We start from the raw sequence: 20,017 nt of genomic DNA on the forward strand, positions 1-20,017 counted from the left end.
AGCCTTGCAATTTCAGGCAGACTCAGTGCAGACAACGGTGAGACGAGGAAAAAAGATGCAGCAGCTTAAAGCGGTGGTGAGTGCGCAGGATGTGGCTGACCGGGCAGGCGTCTCCCGGTCAGCGGTCTCCCGCACCTTTACGCCAGGGGCCAGCGTGTCGGAAGCCACACGTCAGCGGGTGATGAAAGCGGCAGAAGAACTGGGCTATCACGTCAATCATCTGGCGCGTGGTCTGGTGCGCAACCGCAGCGGTATCGTCTGCTTAATTGCCTCCGAGGTGGACACGCCCTACCGTGCCAGCCTGGTGCGCTGGATGACCCAGTACCTGCAGGAAGCGGGAAAAGTGGCAATGCTGATTAACACCGACCGTTCAGATGCGCGGGTTTCCGCCGCGCTGCAGCAGGCGATTAATTTCCGCGCCGACGCCTCGATTATTCTCTCCGGTATGCCGGACAGCGGCATTACCCGACTCTGCTACAAACATGGTCAGCATCTGGTGCTGATTAACCGCGACGAATCCCTGCCCGGCACGCTCAATATTAATCTCGACTCCCGCCCTGCTGCCGAAATGGCGGTTAACGCCTTTATCCGGGCGGGATGCAGTCGCATCGCCTTTGTAAATTCACTGGCGGGCACGCCGAGCCTGCTGAAGCGCGAAGCTGATTTTCTGGCGGCGGCGCAGAAAGCGGGCGTCACGGTTCAGGTTGAGCGGTTCGGCTCGACCTCCTATGAAAGCGGACAGATTCTGGCCCAGCGCCTGATGACGCGGAAAGTTCGTCCCGATGCGGTTTACTGCGCCACCGACCTGCTCGCCTGCGGCTTTATGGATGAGGCACGTCGACGCTTTGCGCTGCGCATTCCGGAGGATCTTTGCATCATGGGACACGACAACATTGCACAGTCGGGCTGGGCCTCATACAACCTCACCACCTTTGCGCAGCCGGTGGAGCAGTTCGCCCGCGATGCCATTGCCTGGCTGGTGGAGACGGAAGCGCAACCGGAGACACTGATGCCCAAAAATGAACAGCAGCAGGAGCGCAGAATATATCCGGTGGATGTGGTCTGGCGGGGTTCGGTACGCGGCGGTTAACCGCCTTGTTTTATTTTCTGCCGATGCGCTTTATTCGCTTAAATAATCCCCACACATTTTCACGCTTCGCTTTAAATATCCCCTTACCTCGTTGAAAAATAATCAGACACTACAGCCCATAATTCCGGTTTCATGACTACGCTTTATCTGCATTATTAAGTTTCTCTGGTTTTACCTGCTCAATGATTCAGCAGTCAGATGTGACAAATATCACATTTGTGCCAGGCTTAATGTCTCAGATAACTCTGTTCAAGGAGCATACAATGGCTACACCTACTAACAAGACGCTCGATCTGGATCAATTTCCTAAGCCTCCTTTTGAGGACCAGCCACAACAGGCGCCAGGCCTTGCCAGCAAGATGATTCCGGTTCCCGACCACGGTGAAACCAGCTATCGCGGCACGGGCCGACTGACCGGCCGCAAGGCGCTGATCACCGGTGGTGACTCCGGTATTGGCCGCGCAGTAGCTATCGCTTATGCCCGTGAAGGTGCAGACGTGGTGATTAACTATCTGCCAGAAGAACAGCCCGACGCCGATGAAGTGATTAAATTAATCGAAGCGGAAGGCCGTAAAGTTTTCGCTATTCCTGGTGACATTCGTTCTGAAGAATTCTGTCAGCAGCTGGTTAAAGACGCTGCTGATAAATTAGGCGGCCTGGATATTCTGGTTAATAACGCCGGTCGTCAGCAATATAATGAGTCCATTCGTACCCTGAGTACGGAAGATTTTGACGCGACGTTTAAAACCAACGTTTATGCCATGTTCTGGATTACCAAAGCGGCACTGGAATATCTGCCACGCGGTGCGTCGATAATTAATACCTCGTCGGTACAGGCGTTTAAACCCAGCGATATTCTGCTCGATTATGCGCAGACGAAAGCGGCCATTGTCGCCTTTACCAAATCCCTGGCGAAGCAGCTGGGTGGCGACGGTATCCGGGTTAACGCCGTAGCACCGGGTCCATACTGGACCGTGCTGCAGTCCAGCGGCGGACAGCCGATGGAAAAAGTGAAGCAGTTTGGTGCCGATACCCCGATGGGCCGTCCGGGCCAGCCGGTGGAGATCGCCCCACTCTACGTCACCCTGGCATCAACCGAGAGCAGCTACTCCTCCGGTCAGGTCTGGTGCTCTGATGGCGGCACCGGCACACTGTAATTACCCTCTGATGGCCGCATAACGCGGCCATTTTTTTGTCCCGATTTTGACCCTTCAAAGAATCCTTGCCACTGTGAAATAAGGAAGCAGAACATGGAAAACCCGATCTTTCATTCGCCGGTCAGAAAAGATGGCTTTGCGGGTCTGGGTGATTATGCCGCCATTGGTGAAGGCCGTTCGGTCGCGCTGATTGCGCCGGATGGTTCCATTGACTGGTGGTGCGCGCCCAACCTCGATGCGAAACCGCTGTTTGATCGCCTGCTGGATGCCGGACTCGGTGGCTACTTTCAGATTGCCCCGCGCGCGCCTTATCAGGTCTCGCGCCGCTACCGGGATAACAGCAACGTGCTGGAGACCCGCTTCGAAACGGAGAGCGGCATCGTACTGCTCACCGAATCGATTAACAGCACGCTGGCGGGCCGTCTGCCGTGGTGCGAACTGGCGCGCCGTATTGAGGGCGTCAGCGGTGAAGTGGAACTGTCGATCACCCTGCGCTTCGGCACCGCGGCCGAAACCCGTTCGCCGTGGGTGGCCGACAATGAAAAAGGCAAGGTGTTTCACATCGCGGAAATCATGGCGATGTTCCGCACCAGCGACGATATTCAGATTACCCAGCTGGATGACGAGCAGGTCTGCGCCACGCTGCGCACCACTGCCGGTTCCCGCTCGCTCTGCGCGCTGCTGGTGACCGAGAAAGAGCCGCTGGCGGTGCCGCCGCTGGAGGCTATCGATCAGCGGATTGAAACCAGCCACACCGGCTGGACCAGCTGGGTGGAGAGCCTGAGTTATGCGGGCAGCTACCCGGCGCTGGTGAAGCGTTCGGCCCTGTCGCTGAAGTTTCTCTGGTACTCCCCGACCGGCGCGCTGGCCGCTGCCGCGACGACCTCCTTACCGGAGGGGATCGGCGGCGAGAAAAATTATGATTACCGCTACGCCTGGGTGCGCGACGCCTGTCTGATTATCAAAGCCTTTGTTTATATCGGGGCGCTGGAAGATTGTAAGGCGGCGTTTTCGTGGCTGTCGCAGACCATTATGCGTCACGGCGTCAGGCTGCGCGCCTGCTATGCCCTGAACGGTGATGAGGTGCCCGCCGAGCGCTATCCGTCGCTAAGCGGCTATCAGAATTCGCAGCCGGTGCGGGTCGGCAATAATGCCCGCGACCAGCTGCAGCTCAGTATGTATGGCGACATGCTGGTCACCGCGCAGCGCTTTATAGAGGCGGGACACGTGCTGGATATCACGACTGCACGCATGCTGGCCGAACTGGCGAACTGTTGCGCCGATCACTGGCGGCAGAAAGATTGCGGCATCTGGGAATTGCCGGAGCTGCAACATTATACCCACTCCAAAATGGCCTGCTGGATGGCGCTGGATCGGGCGGTGGCTTTGGCAGAAAGTCAGCACGTCGAGCCGACCTGGCTGGAGCGCTGGCAGCGGGAACGTGATCGCATCCGCGACTGGATTGAGTCGCACTGCTGGTCAGAACAGAAACAGGCTTACCTCTTTTACGCCGGTAGTGACGATCGCCTGGACGCGTCGCTGGCACTGGTTCACAGCTACGGCAACGCGGTTAATCCGCAGCGGATGCTCTCGACCTATCGCGCGATTCAGCAGGAGCTGGGCGATGGCAGCGCCATGCTCTATCGCTACAGTGGAGTCAGGCAGGAAGAGAGTACGTTTCTTGCCTGCGCCTTCTGGCTGGTGGAAGCCTGGGCAGAGATGGGCGAGGTAGACCACGCGGAACAGGCGATGCAGGAGATTCTGGCTACGCTGGACGGCCACGGTAACGTCGATATCTTCAATGAGATGTATGACGTCCACAGTCAGAGCTGGCGCGGCAATATGCCGCAGGGGCTGAGCCATCTGGCGCTAATCTGCGCGGCGCAGGCGCTTTCAGAATCGCAGGCGTAAGCAGAGGCGTTGAGCAAAGGGGACGACTCAGCGCCCTACTGCAGCCGGAAGCGCGGGTCGAAGAAAAATGGCTCCACCACAACCTTATTGATGATGCCCGCCGCTGCCGGATGACGGGGATTGAACAGCGCATTCCATTCACCGGTCAGCGTGCTCGGCACTTTCAGCACCAGGCCGTTATCCGTGCTGGCGAGCCAGTCGTCGCCAATCTGCCGCGTAGAGGCGGGCGCTGGATCCGCCTGCCAGTCATCCGGTAACGCGGCCAGCGACAGCTCGGTGATCAACGATTCCGGGACGCTAATCGCCAGCATCGAATAGTCGTGCGCCAGATCCTGAATGGTGAGATGCACCAGCGCCTCCAGCACACAGAGCGCCCGGCTCGATCCCATATAGACACAGACCGTTCCGACAGAATTCCAGCGCCCGCCATACGTGCGGGCACCAAACCCATCAAAGGCGGTCATCGCATACTCACTCTTCACCAGGCGAAAGAACGGCACCGCCATCAGGTGATCACGCCATGTTCAAGCTGACCAATCAGGTTAATCACCGCTTCTGCACCGGCTACCGTGGTGGTCATCTCCGCCGGTTTTTTACCGCCCAGCGCTTTAGCGGGCGTTTCCAGCCACTGCACCAGACGTTCTCTGTCGTCACGAAACAGTTTGCTGGCGGCAGAGAGAACGCGGATCAGCATGTAGATGCGTCCGCTCTGATCGGGCGAAAAAGTCTGCGCTGGATCTTTCACTTTGCGGTTGTAAGTGGTGCGATCGATGCCCGCCAGACGACACAGCCAGCCCTCGTCAAAGGTGGACAATGACGCCGTGCGTTTCAGCACGCCGCTGCTGAACCCCACCGCGATACGCTGGTGCGCATCGGGCAGCGTTTCCGGCAAATTCAGGGCATGCAGCAGCGACGTATCGCGACGATGCTGAGCGGGTGTGTAGATGGCGATGGACATAGCAGCCCTCCTGTTCATTTGATTTTTATTTTAGCGCAAATGAACAAGAGGTGCCAGCCTGCCCTGTGCTGAGCAGGCGTAATGCCGGTTATTGAGGTGCGCCCTGCTGTAACGCCTGCAGAATCTGCCACGCTGCCCTGATGCGCAGCGGATTGGGGTAATTCTTGTTGGCCAGGATCACGATGCCGCTGTTCTGCTCAGGAATAAAGGCGATATAGGCACCAAATCCATTGGTGGCACCGGTTTTATGCACCCAGCTGGCGCTCTGCGACGGCCCGACCGGATTGATCAGGGTCGCCGGACGCGGTTTCAGCGCCACACCATTATCACTGTCGCTGATGAGCGTGTCGGCAGTAACCGGCCAGTCATAGATCTCCCAGCCCAGCCCCTGATAGAAACTCCCGACTTTGAAATAGCGCGACTGCGCGGTGCGGATGGCATTGCGCAGCACGGCATTGCCCGAGGATAAGCGGTTGGGATCGACGTTGGCCTGCATAAAGGTCAGCATGTCACGCGCGGTGGATTTAATGCCATAGGCTTCGGCATCCAGCATGCCGGGGGAAACCCGGACCGGCTGACCCTTTTTATAGCCCCAGGCGTAGTTCAGCATCATCGACGGCGGAACGGTAATGTAAGTGCGCGTCAGGCGCAGCGGCTGAAACACATGTCGCTCCATCGCCTGCTCATAATCGCCCTTCACCATCAGCGAGCCAAACAGGCCAATACTGGCGTTTGAGTACTGACGCAGCGTGCCTGGTGCTGCCGTTGGCTGCCAGTTTTGATAGAAGCTGAGCAGCGAAGCCTGATCGGTCACCTCATCGGGCAGCTGTAAAGGCAGGCCGCCCGCGGTATAGGTCGCCAGATGCAGCATCCGCACCGGACGCCACTGCTCCCCGGTCAGCTGCGGCCAGACTTTCTGTACCGGATCGTTAAGGCGTATTTCGCCGTTGCGGATCATGATCCCGGCCAGCGTGCCGGTAAAGGTTTTACTCACCGAACCCAGCTCAAACAGCGTGTTTTCCGTGACCCGGCGGCCTGATTCGAGATCCGCTACGCCGAAGTTCACAAACTGCGCCCGGCCTTTATACAGCACCGCCACCGACATGCCGGGGATCGCCTGCTGCTCCATCAGCGGTTCGATCGCGGCTTTAACCAGAGAAGTGACCTGCTGTGAGGAGAGATCGGCGGCAACACAGCTGGCAGAGAGAGACAATAACGCAAGGTAAAACAAAGACTTTTTCATTGGCAACTAAGGGTTTCTTCACTGAATCGAATTATTTACATTGGCTGGAACAAGCCTGCACACACATCTGAGCCTGCGAACTGCAGGAACCGTTGTCCCGGGTGTTGCAGTGGGATTGTTCTGTGTAGCAGTGGGTCTGACAGGCGGAGAGATCGCAGCGTGCAGCGACAGGCGTCAGCTGGACCAGGGGCGCGCGGGACGGAAAAAGCGGTGCGGGCTGAGCAAAAGCGCTGCTGCCCAGTAATCCGGACAGCAGCAGCGAGAGGATAATTTTCATAATATTTCTCCAGGGGGACGCTGCACATAAGTATGGCCAGTCTGGCGCGCCCCGTCAGAGAAATCTAATCAAATTGAGACAACAGGGGGATGTTGAGTGACATTTACCACGCCACGGCTGTAAATATCGTTGAGCCGGGCAATATAACGATCGGTATCATGCTGCTCTTTGATACGCAGAATAGCCGCTTCGCCTTTCTCCTGCAGCATCTCAGGACGTTCGAGGATGGCGAGGATCGTTGATTTCAGCCCCTCCACCAGCGACTGGCGCAGCTGCTTTTTCAGCTCAACAGACGTAATACTGTATTCACGGTCAGCGTTTAGCGGACTCGCAATCACCCAGCCCGCGCTGGCAGGATTGATCTCTGGCAATGCGCGAACGTTGCTGGTGATCACCGGGCAGCCGCTGGCCTGCATCTCCAGCACCGAGAAACCGTAGGTCTCCTGCCAGGTCGGTAACAGTCCGGCATCGCTCTGGCGGAACAGCTGCAGCAGCGCACTGTTTTCCATCTGTGAATGATGCGTGAAGCAGCGATAACGCTTGATGCGGTTCTCAATGCCCGTGTAAAAAGCCTCATCATCCTGGAACTGGCGGTGAGCCACGTTGCGACGCTTGGCGAGATCGCCAATCAGCTGCACATCCAGTTGCGACTCATCGATTCTGCGCTCTTCAATCAGCTCGCTGATCGCCAGCACCACTTCGGCCCCGCCTTTGCGGTAGAACTCGTTACCGGCAAAAATCAGTTTCAGCACACCCGACTGACGCGGCGCTTTATGCTGCACGAAGAGCTTCTGCGGCGGATGCAGCACCAGAGTTTTACGGCGGATTTGCTGGGCGATATCCGGTTTGAACAGCTTCATCTGAATGTTCAGCGTGGCGTCCGAGATAGCAATCAGTCCCAGACAGTTATCTTTTAACAGATAGGGAATCAGGCGTTTCAGCTCAGGATTATCCTGCTTGGCGACGCCCGCTACCGGCAGCACACGCGGCAGCTCCGTCTCAAACGACGCAACCCACTTCTGCTGGGTAATGGCGACTTCGTTGAAAAGATGCAGGATGTCCGCCCGGGATGCCCCTGAAAAAGGCACAGGCTGAAAGACAAAGGTTTTATTCTTTTTAAGCAATCGGGTTCGTAACGGATTAATAAAGTAGAAAAGATTGCTCTTCTTCAGATTGATATATTGGTTATCCGGATTAACTAAGATATTTCGTTGCTCCGGATACTGGTTATTTGTTATTCCAATTTTCATGATCGTTTTCCAGAGTCCTTTATGTCCAGAGTGATCTATATCACGCGATCGATGTGGATACGTTTGAGCAATATCCTAAAAGCCCCTTCTCATGCGCCTTCACCAGTTTTTCTAATGATTACGCCCGGTGATAAAACGGTCATAGTTGTGTCTGATTATGAATATGCGTTTTTTATTAACAGGTGTGTTTAACTGTTTCAGGCTAACTCTCTGTTGAATATAGTGAGAATTCTTTGGGCAATATTCGCGCCAGTTGTTATGTGAATGTTTTATTATTTGTCAGTAATTATATTTAAGCGAAACGGTAATTTAGTTTATAACTTTTAACGTAATAAACCAGGTAAGACGCACAGTGGTACGATATTGCCCTCTGACAGATCACTGGCCCTGAAGCAGAACACCATCAACGACGGTCATGATGAAACGAATGATGCAGCATACGGGTTCCTGCACCCTTTTAGCTCGCTGATTTGCCACATTTAAGTGCATTACCTCAGAGCTCCGACGTGCGCAACAACGCAACCAGCACCACTCAAGGTAATGATTAAATTAGATTTAATGATAACCAGCTATCTAAGCACCTGTCTGGTACAAAAGTTGCAAGGATGAAAGATGCAGACAGGAGAGCATTATGAAAGCAATCGTGATTGGTGGCGGTATTGGCGGAATGAGCAGCGCCATTGCGCTGGAGAAAGCCGGAATTGACGTGGAAGTCTATGAAGCTGTTCAGGAAATGAAGCCCGTCGGCGCGGCAATTTCCATCTGGCCCAACGGGGTTAAATGCCTGAATGCGCTGGGTATGAAAACCGCCCTGCGCGAGCTGGGCGGCAATATGGCCTTTATGGCCTATCACGACGGCGCAACCGGCTCAACCCTGACCCGCTTCAGTATGGAGCCGATGGTGAAACAGGTTGGCGAATATCCCTGTCCGGTGGCGCGCGCAGAGCTGCAGGCGATGCTGATTGATACCTTTGGCCGTGAGCGGGTGCAGTTCGGTAAGCGGGTGATCCACGTCGAAGAGACCACAGACGGCGTGATCGCCACTTTCTCGGATAACAGTCAGGCACGCGGCGATTTTCTGATTGCCGCCGATGGCACCCATTCGGTGATCCGCGAGTATGTGCTGGAGGAGAAGCTGGAGCGCCGTTACGCCGGTTACGTTAACTGGAATGGCCTGGTCACCATTGACGAGCGCATTGCGCCTGCCGACCAGTGGACTACGTTTGTCGGTGACGGCAAGCGCGTGTCACTGATGCCGGTCAGCGGCAACCGGTTCTACTTCTTCTTTGATGTGCCGCTGCCGAAAGGACTGCCGCAGAATCGCAACACCGTGAAAGCGGACTTAACCGGCTACTTCCAGGGCTGGGCGGAGCCGGTGCAGCAGCTGATCGCGGCGATTAACCCCGACACTACCAACCGGGTTGAGATCCACGATATCGAACCGTTCAGCCGCTTTGTCAAAGGACGCGTTGCTCTGCTGGGCGATGCGGCTCACAGCACCACGCCCGATATCGGTCAGGGCGGCTGCGCGGCGATGGAAGATGCCGTGGTGCTGGCCTCGACGCTGGCTTCTCATTCGCTGGGCATTGAAGATGCGCTGCTGCGTTATCAGGCGCGTCGCGTTGAGCGGGTCAAAGATCTGGTGCTGAAAGCACGCAAACGCTGTGATGTAACCCATGCTCGCGACCCGGCGGTCACGGCGGAGTGGTATCAGTCACTGAAAAACGAAACCGGTGAGCGGGTGCTGGCCGGAATGTGCGAAACCATTGAAGGTGGCCCACTGGGCTAACCCAGAAACAAGGGCTGTCATCGTGACAGCCCTTGTTATTAATCCGCCAGACCGCGATTCTTCAGCATCGGCTCCAGCTGCGGGGGTGTGCCCCGCCAGCTTTCATACAGCGTTTTAAGATCGCTGCTGTTCCCCCGTGACAGAATTTTCTGCCGGAAGATGTCGCCGTTTTCACGCGTCAGTCCGCCATGCTCTGCAAACCACTGATAGCCATCGTCGGCAAGCATCTGCGTCCAGATATAGGCGTAATAGCCTGCGGCATAGCCACCGCCCCAGATGTGCTGGAAATAGCTGGACCGATAGCGCGGCGGCACCGCGGTCAGCGCCATATTGTCGCTCTGCAACGCCTGCTGCTCGAATTCCTCCACGCTTTGCGGCGCGGAGTCACGCTTAATGCTGTGCCAGTGCAGATCAAGCAGCGCGGCAGCCAGCAGTTCGCTCATCTCATAGCCTTTATTGAACGTCGCGGCCCGGACGATCTTTTCATGCAACTTGGCAGGCATTAACTCATGAGTCTGATAGTGACGGGCATAGTTGCGGAACACTGCTGGCTCGCTGGCCCAGTGCTCATTAATCTGCGAAGGGAACTCGACGAAATCGCGCGGCGTTTCCGTGCCCGACAGGCTCGGATAGCGCTGGCTGGCAAACAGGCCGTGCAGCGTGTGGCCGAACTCGTGAAACATCGTGATGACGTCGTCCCAGCTCAGCAGGGCCGGTTCACCGGCTGGCGGTTTAGTGTAATTGCAGACGTTGTAGATCACCGGTTTGCTGTCGAGCAGCGTTGACTGGTTGACGAAATTACTCATCCAGGCCCCGCCGCCTTTGCTGTCGCGCTTAAAGAAGTCGGTATAGAACAGCGCCAGCGGCGTCTCATCGGCATCGAAAATCTCATAGACCTGCACGTCGGGATGATAAACCGGCAGATCCTGTCGCGCGGTAAAACGGATGCCATAGAGCTGCGTCGCCGCCCAGAAGACCCCATTCTGCAGCACCGAATTCAGCTCAAAATAGGGCTTAATCTGGCTTTCATCCAGATCGTAGCGGGCGCGCCGCACCTGTTCGGCATAGAAACGCCAGTCCCAGGCCTGCAGCGTGAAATCGCCCTGTTGCTGATTGATAGTCTGCTGAATGTCCGCCGCTTCACGTTCAGCACGGGCGCGCGCGGCTGGCACGATGTTATGCATAAATTCCAGCGCCGCTTTGGGGGTTTTTGCCATCTGATCCTGCAGTTTCCACTCGGCATAGCTGGCAAATCCCAGCAGCCGGGCCTGTTCCGCCCTGACCTGCGCCAGCCGTAACACCAGCTCGCGAGTGTCGTTCTCATCGCCTTTTTCCGTGCGCGTCACGCCCGCCTTAAACAGCGCTTCACGGGTTGCGCGATCGGCCAGGCTCTGCAGCGCCGGTTGCTGGGTGGTGTTCTGCAGCACCAGTAGCCAGCTTTTCTCCAGACCGCGTGCCTGCGCTTCCGCCTGCGCCACCGCGAGGTCGGCCGGTGACAGTCCCGCCAGCTGCTGCAAGTCATCGATCACCAGACCGCCCGCTTTGGTGGCGGCCAGCAGTTTATTGGTAAAACGGGTGCTGAGGCGCGCCGCTTCCTGGTTCAGCGCTTTAAGCTGCTGCTTCTGCGCCTCCGGCAGATTGGCGCCCGCCAGCTGGAAGCGCTGCCAGATCACCTCAACCAGCCGTTTTGATTCGGCATCCAGTTTTGCGCGCTGCAGATAGACCGCATCGAGCCGCGAAAACAGCGGGCGGTTGAGCATGATGTCGTCGTTAAGCGCGGTAAGCTGGGGTGCTACCTCCTCATCGACCTGCTGCAGATAAGGGCTGGTATGGGCTGAGGTCATGGCACCGAAGACCAGATTCACCCGGTTGAGCAGCTGGCCGCTTTTCTCCAGCGCCTCAAAGGTGTTGAGAAAGGTGGGCGCTTCGCTGTTCAGGGCGATGGCCTCGATCTCCTGACGCTTCTCTTCGATGCCCGCCTGCAGCGCAGGCAGGAAATCCTGCTCCTCAATCTGGTCAAAGGGAGGTGCATGGTAAGGCAGTGTGCTGACGCTAAAGAAGGGATTCTGACGGGCGTTCATGGTTCGCTCCTGATGGGCATCGCAAAGTCTTATCCTGACAGGTTGCCGCGCAGGCGACAACTCAGGCGATTTGCTGCTGATAAACGCTGATGATTTCACCGGCAATCGCTACCGCAATCTCAGCGGGCAACTTGCCTTTAACGTCCGGCAGGCCAACCGGACAGCGCAGGCGCGCCAGCGGTTCGCTCTGAACACCCTTGCCTGCCAGCCGGTAGCGGAAACGCTGATTTTTGGTCTCTGAGCCGATCAACCCCGCATAGCGAAAATCGCCGCGTTTCAGCACCGCTTCGCACAGTTCGAAGTCGAGCGGATGATGATGGGTCATGATAATAAAGTAGCTGCCCGCGGGTGCCTGTGCCACGCAGTCGAGTGGGTCCTCAGGCTGCCAGGTCACGACGCCTGGGGGAACGCGGCTGAACTGCCCTGGCCGGCTGTCGATCCAGTTTATGTGACAGGGTAACGTCGCCAGCAGATTTACCACTGCCTGTCCGACGTGGCCCGCACCAAAGAGGAAGATTTCCGGCTGCGCCTGCAACAGCGGCTCAAACAGCAGCGTGGTTTTGCCGCCACAGCACTGTCCGAGCCGCGCGCCAAGACTGAAATCCTCGGTGTGTGGTGCGGTCGCCCCGCTCTGCAGCATCGCCCTGGCCTGGGCGATGCACGCAAACTCCAGATGACCGCCTCCGATGGTCAGGAAGGTCTCCTGCTGCGTGACGACCATTTTGCTGCCGCTGTCGCGCGGCACCGAACCGTGCTCACTAAGCACGGTGATTAATACGCAGCTCTGGCGTTTTTCGCGCAGCTGATGCAGCACGCCTATCCAGTCATGATAGATCATCACTGGCTCCCGTCAGGCGCTGCACGCCCCAGAAGATGCGCTCCGGCGTCGCGGGCGCATCCAGCAGCGGATGCTGCCGATAATTGGCCACGCTGGCGACCGCATCCTGCAGTGCGCACCAGGCGGCGATTCCTAACATAAACGGCGGTTCGCCCACGGCCTTGGAGTGAAACACCGTGTCCTTCGGGTTTTTGCGGTTCTCCACCAGCGTTACCCGCAGGTCGGCCGGAACGTCGCTGATGGCGGGAATTTTGTAGCTCGCCGGACCATCAGTCAGCAACTGGCCTTTCTCACTCCACACCAGCTCTTCGCAGGTAAGCCAGCCGACGCCCTGAACGAAGCCGCCTTCAACCTGGCCGATGTCGATGGCTGGGTTCAGCGAGGCCCCGACGTCATGCAGGATGTCAGCGCGCAGCAGGCGGGATTCACCGGTTAAGGTGTCGATCACCACCTCGCAGCAGGCCGCGCCATAGGCGTAGTAGTAGAACGGCGTGCCGCGCCCGGCCACCCGGTCGTAATGAATGCCCGGCACGCGGTAGTAGCCGGTGGCGGAGAGCGGCACCTGATTCAGCCAGGCCAGTTTCGCCACCTCGGCGAAGGTGTAATGTTTCTCTCCGGCACGCACCACGCCGTTGCGGAAGCTCACCGCCGCTGCGTCGCACTGATGCAGCTCGCAGAGCATCGCAGTCATGCGGTCGCGCAGGATTTCAGCGGCATTCTGCGCCGCTTTACCGTTGAGATCAGCGCCGCTGGAAGCCGCCGTCGGCGAGGTGTTAGGCACTTTACCGGTGTCAGTGGGGGTAATCTGGATCTTATCGGTCTCGATCTGCAGGACTTCGGCGACAATCTGAATCACCTTGGTGTTCAGCCCCTGGCCCATCTCGGTGCCGCCGTGGTTCAGCTGTACCGTACCGTCGGTGTAGATCAGGATCAGCGCGCCCGCCTGATTGAGGAAGCTGGAGGTAAAGGAGATGCCGAATTTTACCGGCGTCAGCGCCAGACCACGTTTCAGCAGCGGACTGCGGGCGTTAAACGCCGTGATTTCCGCGCGGCGCGCCTGATAGTCGCTGCTCAGCTCCAGCTGTTCGGTGATCTCATCCAGCAGATTGTCCTCGACCTGCTGGTGGTAATGGGTGATGTTGCGATCCTGCTTGCCGTAGTAGTTACGCTTGCGCAGCGCCAGCGGGTCCAGCCCACGATCGCGGGCGATGTGATCCATGATCTGTTCAATCGCCACCATGCCCTGCGGTCCGCCAAAGCCGCGATAGGCGGTGTTGGAGGCAGTATTAGTGCGGCAGCGATAGCCGGTTACCCGCGCATCGCCCAGGTAATAGGCGTTATCGGCGTGGAACATGGCACGATCGACGATCGATCCGCTAAGATCCAGTGAATAACCGCAGTTTCCGGCCAGATCGATTTTGATGCCACACAGACGACCATCCTCTTCAACGCCCGCATCGTAGCGCACAAAGAACGGATGGCGTTTGCCGGTCACGCGCATATCGTCGCGGCGCGAAAGACGCATCTTCGCTGCCCGGCCAGTCTGACGCGCCACGATAGCGCAGAGACAGGCGACACCCGCCGCCTGCGTCTCTTTGCCGCCAAAGCCGCCGCCCATCCGGCGCATATCTATCGTTACCTGATTCAGGCTGATGCCCATCACTTCCGCTACCAGCTTCTGCACTTCGGTGGGATTCTGGGTTGAGGAGAAGACCTGTAGCTGCTGATCTTCGCCAGGAATGACCATCGCCGTCTGGGTTTCCAGATAGAAATGCTCCTGGCCGCCAATATGAAACGACCCGCTGACCCGATGCGGCGCACGCGCCAGCGCCGCATCCACATCCCCGCGCTGGTGGATGTGCGGTTCCTGCACAAAGCTGCCCTGCGCCAGCGCCTGCTCCACATCCAGCAGCGGTTCCAGCACGTCATATTCAATCACCGCTGCGGCCGCGCCAAGACGCGCAGCGTCAGGGGATTCCGCCGCCACCGCGATCACGATCTGCCCCAGGTATTCCACTTTGTCATGGGCCAGCAGAGGATCGCCCGGCTCCAGCGGCCCGACATCATTGATGCCAGGCACATCCTGCCAGGTTAAAACACTCACGACGCCAGGAATGGCATAGCACGGCTGCACGTCTATATGCAGAATCCGCGCGTGCGCGTGTTCACTCAGACGCGGGCAGAGATGCAGCAGACCCGGCAATTCCGGTTTGTCGTCGATAAAACGCGCCTCGCCGGAGACATGTTTTTCCGCGCTCTCATGGCGGTGACTGCGACCCACGCCGCTCTGTAAATCCGCGGCATACTGTGCCTTGATCACCTCTTCGTTGAGTTCAGGACGATTATGAGACATAGCGGGAGACCTCGAGGCAGGTGATTTCGCCGTTGTGGCGATGCCAGTAGCGGCGTAGCAGGTTTCTTGCCACCTGAAGGCGGTAGTCACTGCTGGCGCGGAAATCGGAGAGCGGCTGGAAATCTTCCTCCAGCGCGGCGGCTGCACGTGACACCGTCACGGCATTCAGTGGCTGGCCCATCAGCGCCTGTTCACAGTGGCGGGCGCGTAGCGGCGTCGCTGCCATGCCGCCAAAGGCGATACGGGCGGAACTCACCACGCCCTGTTCGATTTGCAGGTTAAAGGCGGCGAACACGGCGGAGATATCATCATCCAGCCGTTTAGACACTTTCCAGGCGACAAAATCAGGTGACACCGTCACTTTATCGATACGAATAGCGCGGATAAACTCCCCTTTTTCCAGCTGCGTCTGGCGATAGCCGGTAAAGAACTGGTCCAGCGGAAGGCTCCGCTGCTGCTCACCGCGCTGTAACAACAGGCTGGCATTCAGGGCCAGCAGCACTGGCGAGGCATCGCCTATCGGGGAGGCGTTGCCGATGTTACCGCCAAGTGTGCCCTGCAGGCGGATTTGCAGTGAAGCAAAGCGCTGCAGCATCTCGCTGACGCCAGGAATGCGGCTGGCAAGAAACTCGCTGACCTGCTGCAGCGATGCACCTGCGCCCAGAAGGTAGTGATCGTCAAACTCGCTGCAGACTTTCAGCGCGGCAACCTGCTCCAGCGCAATCAGCAGCGGTATTCTCTTATGCTGCTGGGTAATCATCAGGCTGAGATCGGTGCCACCGGCAATCAGCTTCGCATCGGGATGGGCCAGATAGATTTCGGCCAGCTGAGACGGGGTTTTGGGCAGGAAGCAGCGGCGACCCTCACCACCTATCTCCTGCATCTCCGGGGTGGCCAGCGCCTCCAGCCGCTGCACGGTGGCGGCAGCGCTGTGATCAAACTGGTCCGTGACCGGCTGCGAGCAGAGCTGTTCGGCGGCAGCCATGATGGGCCGGTAGCCGGTGCAGCGGCAGAGGTTGCCCGCCAGCGCGGTCTCCGCCTGATGACGATCCCAGCCCGCTGCCTTTTTTTGCAGACTGAACAGCGACATCACAAAACCTGGCGTGCAGAATCCGCATTGCGAACCGTGGCAGTCGACCATCGCCTGCTGCGCAGGATGCAGTGCGCGACCATGACGCAGATCCTCGACTGTGATCAGCTGCTTGCCCTGTAACGCAGAGACCAGCGTCAGGCAGCTGTTAATCGTTTCATACTGCATTTCTCCCCCGACGGCCTTGCCGAGAGTGACGCTGCACGCGCCGCAGTCGCCTGAGGCGCAGCCCTCTTTGGTGCCAGGACGATGCTGCCGGGTGCGCAGGTAGTTGAGCACCGTGAGATTCGGGTCGAGCGCATCTTCACTGACCAGCTGGTTATTTAACAGAAACTGGATCATGCGGCTTGCTCCTGTGCATCGCGCTGCCAGACCGGACGACCGCCGACCCAGGTCTGGGCAATGTTGCGGTCGTCGCCCAGCGTCATTAATACAAACAGTTTTTCCCAGATATCTTTGCTGTTGCCGATGCGCAACTGCTGCAGCGCAGAGACCGCCGGGTCGAGCACCACAAAGTCTGCCTCTTTGCCGATGTTGAAATTCCCGATTGCGTGGTCGAGATCCAGCGCGCGTGCCCCGCCCAGCGTGGCGTGATAAAAGGCTTCGGCGGCGCTGAGCCGGTAGTGCTGTAGCTGACCCACTTTGTAGGCTTCGCCCAGGGTCTGCAGCATGTTAAAGGTGGTGCCTGCGCCGACATCGGTGCCGATCCCCACTTTCACGCCCTGCTGCCAGCTGCGCTTGATGTTAAACAGGCCGCTGCCGAGGAACAGGTTCGAGGTGGGACAGAAGGCAATAGAAGAGCCGGTATCGTGCAGACACTGCCACTCTTCCTCCTCCAGATGCAGGCAGTGCGCAAAGACGCTGCGGCGGCCGGTCAGCTGGTGATGATGATAAACATCCAGATAGCCCTCACGCTCCGGGAACAGCTCTTTCACCCACGCGACCTCCTGCGGGTTTTCGCTGAGATGGGTATGCAGCCAGGTGTCCGGGAACTCCTGACGCAGCTGTTGCACTTTTGCCAGAAGCTGCGGGGATGAAGTCGGTGCAAAGCGCGGCGTCAGGGCATAGCTCAGGCGTCCACGCTGGTGCCAGCGCTTAATCAGCGCCCGCGTCTGCTGGTAGCTCTGTTCCGGGGTTTCGGTGAGATTGTCGGGCGCATTGCGATCCATCATCACTTTACCGGCGATCAGCCGCATGTTCAGAGCTTCGGCGGCGCTGAACAGCGCCTCCACCGATTGTGGATGAACGGTGCCAAACACCAGCGCGCTGGTGGTGCCGTTAGAGAGCAGCTGATGCAGGAAGAAGGCGGACATTTTTGCAGCGTGATCCGGGCAGTGATACTGCGCTTCGACCGGGAAGGTGTAGTGATTCAGCCACTCCAGCAGTTGTTCGCCGAAAGCGCCAATCATCTCTGTCTGCGGATAGTGAATGTGGGTATCGACAAATCCCGGCACGATCAGTTTGCCGCGCAGGTCGGTCACCGGATGACCCGCCAGCAGCGCCTCGCTGTTCTCCCAGCTATCCAGCCCCACCACGTGTCCATCACGCAGCAACAGCACCCCATCCTCCAGATAGCGCGCCTGCCCGGCCAGGTCGTCGGGATGATCCACCACGCCAGTAAAGTCAAAGAAGCTGGCGCGTATCGCCGTGTCGGTTGCTGATAGCATGGGTATGTCCTTTCTGAATGCGCGATTTTAATGTGCAGATGATGATCTAAACCTTGCAACCTGCGTGCCAGAACTGGAATGGAATAAAATTCTTATATATCAATAAAATAACCAAAAAAAGAGGGTGTTGCGCAACAAAACTGGCCTCTTGAGGCTTAGCAACCGTTTGCGGAGTGGATGCAAACGGTTGCGATGCGGATTGGCGCACAGTAATCATTCTGAGTATGGCCTGCTGTCCGTAAATCTGCCCTTTTCAGGTGCAGGCTGCCCCATAAAGGCGCAGCGGATAGCATGGTAAAATCCGTTTACAGGCAGGGCTGCTTTTCCACGCGCAGAAGCGGAAACGAAATGCTATGGTGAAGCCAACGACTCTGAAAATGGCATAAGGAACAGTGAGATGATTATTTTTGTCACCGGCGCGACCGCTGGTTTTGGTGAAAGCATCACCCGCCGCTTTATTGAGAATGGCCACAAAGTGATTGCCACCGGACGCCGCGCCGAACGTTTAAAAGCGCTGAAGGATGAGCTGGGCGAGAACCTGTATACCGTGCAGCTGGATGTGCGTAATCGTGCCGCTATCGAAGAAGCGGTGGCACAGTTACCGGCTGAATGGCGCAATATCGATGTGCTGGTTAACAACGCCGGTCTGGCGCTGGGCATTGAGCCTGCGCACAAGGCCAACGTTGATGACTGGGAAAACATGATCGACACCAACACCAAAGGCCTGGTCTACATGACTCGCGCCCTGCTGCCACAGATGGTGGAGCGTGATGTAGGTCATATCATCAATATCGGTTCGATTGCCGGTAGCTGGCCGTATGCCGGTGGCAACGTTTATGGTGCGACCAAGGCCTTTGTTCGCCAGTTCAGCCTTAACCTGCGTACCGATCTGCACGGCACCGCGCTGCGCGTGACCGACATTGAACCGGGACTGGTTGGCGGCACGGAGTTTTCCAACGTGCGTTTTAAAGGCGATGATGACAAAGCGGGTCAGGTTTATGAAGGTGCAAAAGCGCTGACGCCGGAAGATGTGACAGAAGCGGTCTGGTGGGTCGCCACACTGCCTAAGCATGTCAACATCAACAGCCTTGAGATGATGCCGGTCAGCCAGACGCTGGCGGGTCTGAAAGTCCACAAGCCGTAACACTCTTTAGCGCCAGCCCGTCCGGCTGGCGTTAGCCGCGTCCCCAGCCCAGCACGATGATCAGCATGCCACTGAACGCGATCAGTGCCCCGCTCCAGTCCCACGCGCTTAACTTCACGCCATCCACCACCCGTAACCAGAGCAGTGCGGTGAGTACATAGACGCCACCGTAGGCGGCATACACCCGTCCGCTGGCAGCCGGATGCAGGGTCAGCAGCCAGACAAACAGCGCCAGACTGGCCGCTGCAGGCAATAACAGCCAGGCCGATCCGCCCTTTTTCAGCCACAGCCACGGCAGAAAGCAGCCGGTGATCTCCGCCAGTGCGGTAACAAAAAACAGCAAGGCGGTCTTAATCAGCACCCTTACCTCTCCTGAACGTAAACAAACGTCTCACCACTGGTGAGCAAAGAAACGGCGATGATATACTATGAGTACTCGCTGCAACAGCCATCCTGGATGGCGATGTTTGCGTTAACTAAAGGATAGTGTGATGAAAAAAATGATCCCTGCCGTTCTGATGGTTCTGCTGTCTGGTATGGCTTTAAACGCTGGCGCGACTACCAACCGTCTGATCATTGAAGATGGCAGCACCGCGCTGGGCAATGAAACGGCGCGTCAGGATAAAGAGCAATGGAATGACACGCGTATGCTGCGTAACAAAGTGAACACCCGCGTTGAAAAAGAGTTTGATAAGACCGATCGCGCCTTTGATACCCGCGACAAATGCGAGCAGAGCCTCAATCTCAACGCCTACTGGGAGCCAACCACCCTGCGTTGCCTGGATCGTCGTTCAGGTCGCCCGGTAGCGCCGTAAATTTGAGCTATAGTAATGACGGACGACTAACATAAGGAAGACGAGATGAAGCTACAGAGGGTTTTGTTAAGCGCGGCGTTTTTAGCTCTGCCGCTGATGGCACAGGCATCCTGTGAATCGGTGAAAGCTGATATCAGCCAGAAAATCATTCAGAACGGTGTGCCTGAATCAGGTTTTAGTCTCGACGTTGTCGCCAACGATCAGGTTGATCAGGCGGGCGGTCAGGTCGTCGGACATTGTGAAAACGACACACAAAAGATTGTTTATAAGCGCACAGGACGTGACGACGAAGCCAGCGTCCCTGCAAGTGCCGGCAGTTCGCAGGACGCGCCTGCACAGTAGTCAGATTCAAAT

General features: G+C 57.6%; 18 protein-coding genes. 7 read left to right on the top strand and 11 right to left on the bottom strand.

The features are described from left to right. Positions 1 to 55: 55 nt before the first annotated feature. From ACN1CO_RS05770 to ACN1CO_RS05780, 3 genes are all read left to right on the top strand, one after another. On the top strand, positions 56 to 1,090 hold the full coding sequence (locus ACN1CO_RS05770; RefSeq protein WP_419138201.1) for a LacI family DNA-binding transcriptional regulator: 1,035 nt from the start codon (positions 56 to 58) through the stop codon (positions 1,088 to 1,090). 263 nt (positions 1,091 to 1,353) lie between these two features. After that, complete coding sequence (locus ACN1CO_RS05775; protein ID WP_419138202.1) at positions 1,354 to 2,247, top strand: SDR family oxidoreductase; 894 nt, start codon at positions 1,354 to 1,356, stop codon at positions 2,245 to 2,247. A gap of 93 nt (positions 2,248 to 2,340) precedes the next feature. Next, entirely contained in the window at positions 2,341 to 4,158 is a 1,818-nt protein-coding gene (locus ACN1CO_RS05780) for a glycoside hydrolase family 15 protein (protein ID WP_419138203.1), read from the top strand. A gap of 35 nt (positions 4,159 to 4,193) precedes the next feature. Here the strand turns inward: ACN1CO_RS05780 and ACN1CO_RS05785 are convergent, their stop codons facing one another. From ACN1CO_RS05785 to ACN1CO_RS05805, 5 genes are all read right to left on the bottom strand, one after another. Next, positions 4,194 to 4,664, bottom strand: coding sequence for an RES family NAD+ phosphorylase (locus ACN1CO_RS05785; RefSeq protein WP_419138204.1), 471 nt, complete (start codon positions 4,662 to 4,664; stop codon positions 4,194 to 4,196). After that, complete coding sequence (locus tag ACN1CO_RS05790; RefSeq protein WP_419138205.1) at positions 4,664 to 5,116, bottom strand: antitoxin Xre/MbcA/ParS toxin-binding domain-containing protein; 453 nt, start codon at positions 5,114 to 5,116, stop codon at positions 4,664 to 4,666. Before ACN1CO_RS05790 ends, ACN1CO_RS05785 begins: the two co-directional genes overlap by 1 nt. 88 nt (positions 5,117 to 5,204) lie before the next feature. Next, on the bottom strand, positions 5,205 to 6,359 hold the full coding sequence (ampC, locus tag ACN1CO_RS05795; protein ID WP_419138206.1) for a class C beta-lactamase: 1,155 nt from the start codon (positions 6,357 to 6,359) through the stop codon (positions 5,205 to 5,207). A 31-nt stretch (positions 6,360 to 6,390) separates the two neighbouring features. Beyond that, positions 6,391 to 6,636: a hypothetical protein gene (locus tag ACN1CO_RS05800; protein WP_419138207.1), complete on the bottom strand. Its 246-nt coding sequence runs from the start codon at positions 6,634 to 6,636 to the stop codon at positions 6,391 to 6,393. A gap of 68 nt (positions 6,637 to 6,704) precedes the next feature. Then, positions 6,705 to 7,886, bottom strand: coding sequence for a glycosyltransferase family 4 protein (locus tag ACN1CO_RS05805; RefSeq protein ID WP_419138208.1), 1,182 nt, complete (start codon positions 7,884 to 7,886; stop codon positions 6,705 to 6,707). A gap of 631 nt (positions 7,887 to 8,517) precedes the next feature. Between ACN1CO_RS05805 and hpxO the strand changes: the two genes are divergently transcribed. Further along, positions 8,518 to 9,675, top strand: a complete 1,158-nt coding sequence (gene hpxO, locus ACN1CO_RS05810; RefSeq protein ID WP_419138209.1) for an FAD-dependent urate hydroxylase HpxO — start codon at positions 8,518 to 8,520, stop codon at positions 9,673 to 9,675. A 38-nt stretch (positions 9,676 to 9,713) separates the two neighbouring features. On the opposite strand, the gene dcp is transcribed toward hpxO, so the two are convergent. The 5 genes from dcp to guaD all read right to left on the bottom strand — a co-directional run bounded on the left by dcp (position 9,714) and on the right by guaD (position 17,704). Further along, the gene (gene dcp, locus ACN1CO_RS05815; RefSeq protein WP_419138210.1) at positions 9,714 to 11,756 is read right to left on the bottom strand and encodes a peptidyl-dipeptidase Dcp; all 2,043 of its coding nucleotides are present in this window, start codon (positions 11,754 to 11,756) and stop codon (positions 9,714 to 9,716) included. Between the two features lie 61 nt (positions 11,757 to 11,817). Then, positions 11,818 to 12,594 (bottom strand): xanthine dehydrogenase accessory protein XdhC, encoded by a 777-nt coding sequence (gene xdhC, locus ACN1CO_RS05820; protein ID WP_419138211.1) that lies wholly within the window; start codon positions 12,592 to 12,594, stop codon positions 11,818 to 11,820. Then, entirely contained in the window at positions 12,581 to 14,947 is a 2,367-nt protein-coding gene (gene xdhB / locus ACN1CO_RS05825) for a xanthine dehydrogenase molybdopterin binding subunit (RefSeq protein WP_419138212.1), read from the bottom strand. The genes xdhC and xdhB overlap by 14 nt, the downstream gene beginning before the upstream one ends. After that, a complete protein-coding gene (xdhA, locus tag ACN1CO_RS05830) occupies positions 14,937 to 16,379 on the bottom strand; it encodes a xanthine dehydrogenase small subunit (protein ID WP_419138213.1) in 1,443 nt (480 codons plus the stop codon). The genes xdhB and xdhA overlap by 11 nt, the downstream gene beginning before the upstream one ends. After that, a complete protein-coding gene (gene guaD / locus ACN1CO_RS05835; protein WP_419138214.1) occupies positions 16,376 to 17,704 on the bottom strand; it encodes a guanine deaminase in 1,329 nt (442 codons plus the stop codon). The genes xdhA and guaD overlap by 4 nt, the downstream gene beginning before the upstream one ends. Before the next feature lie 397 nt (positions 17,705 to 18,101). Here guaD and ydfG point away from each other — a divergent pair, with 397 nt between their 5' ends. After that, the gene (ydfG, locus tag ACN1CO_RS05840; protein ID WP_419138215.1) at positions 18,102 to 18,848 is read left to right on the top strand and encodes a bifunctional NADP-dependent 3-hydroxy acid dehydrogenase/3-hydroxypropionate dehydrogenase YdfG; all 747 of its coding nucleotides are present in this window, start codon (positions 18,102 to 18,104) and stop codon (positions 18,846 to 18,848) included. A 31-nt stretch (positions 18,849 to 18,879) separates the two neighbouring features. On the opposite strand, the gene ACN1CO_RS05845 is transcribed toward ydfG, so the two are convergent. After that, positions 18,880 to 19,206, bottom strand: a complete 327-nt coding sequence (locus ACN1CO_RS05845) for a YnfA family protein (protein WP_419138987.1) — start codon at positions 19,204 to 19,206, stop codon at positions 18,880 to 18,882. 133 nt (positions 19,207 to 19,339) lie between these two features. Between ACN1CO_RS05845 and ACN1CO_RS05850 the strand changes: the two genes are divergently transcribed. Both ACN1CO_RS05850 and ACN1CO_RS05855 read left to right on the top strand, forming a co-directional pair. Further along, positions 19,340 to 19,663: a DUF1283 family protein gene (locus ACN1CO_RS05850; RefSeq protein ID WP_419138216.1), complete on the top strand. Its 324-nt coding sequence runs from the start codon at positions 19,340 to 19,342 to the stop codon at positions 19,661 to 19,663. Positions 19,664 to 19,708: 45 nt separating this feature from the next. Then, entirely contained in the window at positions 19,709 to 20,005 is a 297-nt protein-coding gene (locus ACN1CO_RS05855) for a DUF1161 domain-containing protein (protein WP_179895728.1), read from the top strand. Positions 20,006 to 20,017: the final 12 nt, after the last annotated feature.

The organism is Pantoea sp. R13S299, from assembly GCF_048515925.1.
Lineage (GTDB): Bacteria > Pseudomonadota > Gammaproteobacteria > Enterobacterales > Enterobacteriaceae > Pantoea.

What these genes read in the sequence shown, in the direction of transcription:
- ACN1CO_RS05770 (WP_419138201.1), top strand. Translation starts at nt 56, where the DNA reads ATGCAGCAGCTTAAAGCGGTGGTGAGTGCGCAGGATGTGGCTGACCGG.
- ACN1CO_RS05775 (WP_419138202.1), top strand. Translation starts at nt 1,354, where the DNA reads ATGGCTACACCTACTAACAAGACGCTCGATCTGGATCAATTTCCTAAG.
- ACN1CO_RS05780 (WP_419138203.1), top strand. Translation starts at nt 2,341, where the DNA reads ATGGAAAACCCGATCTTTCATTCGCCGGTCAGAAAAGATGGCTTTGCG.
- ACN1CO_RS05785 (WP_419138204.1), bottom strand. Translation starts at nt 4,664, where the DNA reads ATGGCGGTGCCGTTCTTTCGCCTGGTGAAGAGTGAGTATGCGATGACC.
- ACN1CO_RS05790 (WP_419138205.1), bottom strand. Translation starts at nt 5,116, where the DNA reads ATGTCCATCGCCATCTACACACCCGCTCAGCATCGTCGCGATACGTCG.
- ampC (WP_419138206.1), bottom strand. Translation starts at nt 6,359, where the DNA reads ATGAAAAAGTCTTTGTTTTACCTTGCGTTATTGTCTCTCTCTGCCAGC.
- ACN1CO_RS05800 (WP_419138207.1), bottom strand. Translation starts at nt 6,636, where the DNA reads ATGAAAATTATCCTCTCGCTGCTGCTGTCCGGATTACTGGGCAGCAGC.
- ACN1CO_RS05805 (WP_419138208.1), bottom strand. Translation starts at nt 7,886, where the DNA reads ATGAAAATTGGAATAACAAATAACCAGTATCCGGAGCAACGAAATATC.
- hpxO (WP_419138209.1), top strand. Translation starts at nt 8,518, where the DNA reads ATGAAAGCAATCGTGATTGGTGGCGGTATTGGCGGAATGAGCAGCGCC.
- dcp (WP_419138210.1), bottom strand. Translation starts at nt 11,756, where the DNA reads ATGAACGCCCGTCAGAATCCCTTCTTTAGCGTCAGCACACTGCCTTAC.
- xdhC (WP_419138211.1), bottom strand. Translation starts at nt 12,594, where the DNA reads ATGATCTATCATGACTGGATAGGCGTGCTGCATCAGCTGCGCGAAAAA.
- xdhB (WP_419138212.1), bottom strand. Translation starts at nt 14,947, where the DNA reads ATGTCTCATAATCGTCCTGAACTCAACGAAGAGGTGATCAAGGCACAG.
- xdhA (WP_419138213.1), bottom strand. Translation starts at nt 16,379, where the DNA reads ATGATCCAGTTTCTGTTAAATAACCAGCTGGTCAGTGAAGATGCGCTC.
- guaD (WP_419138214.1), bottom strand. Translation starts at nt 17,704, where the DNA reads ATGCTATCAGCAACCGACACGGCGATACGCGCCAGCTTCTTTGACTTT.
- ydfG (WP_419138215.1), top strand. Translation starts at nt 18,102, where the DNA reads ATGATTATTTTTGTCACCGGCGCGACCGCTGGTTTTGGTGAAAGCATC.
- ACN1CO_RS05850 (WP_419138216.1), top strand. Translation starts at nt 19,340, where the DNA reads ATGAAAAAAATGATCCCTGCCGTTCTGATGGTTCTGCTGTCTGGTATG.
- ACN1CO_RS05855 (WP_179895728.1), top strand. Translation starts at nt 19,709, where the DNA reads ATGAAGCTACAGAGGGTTTTGTTAAGCGCGGCGTTTTTAGCTCTGCCG.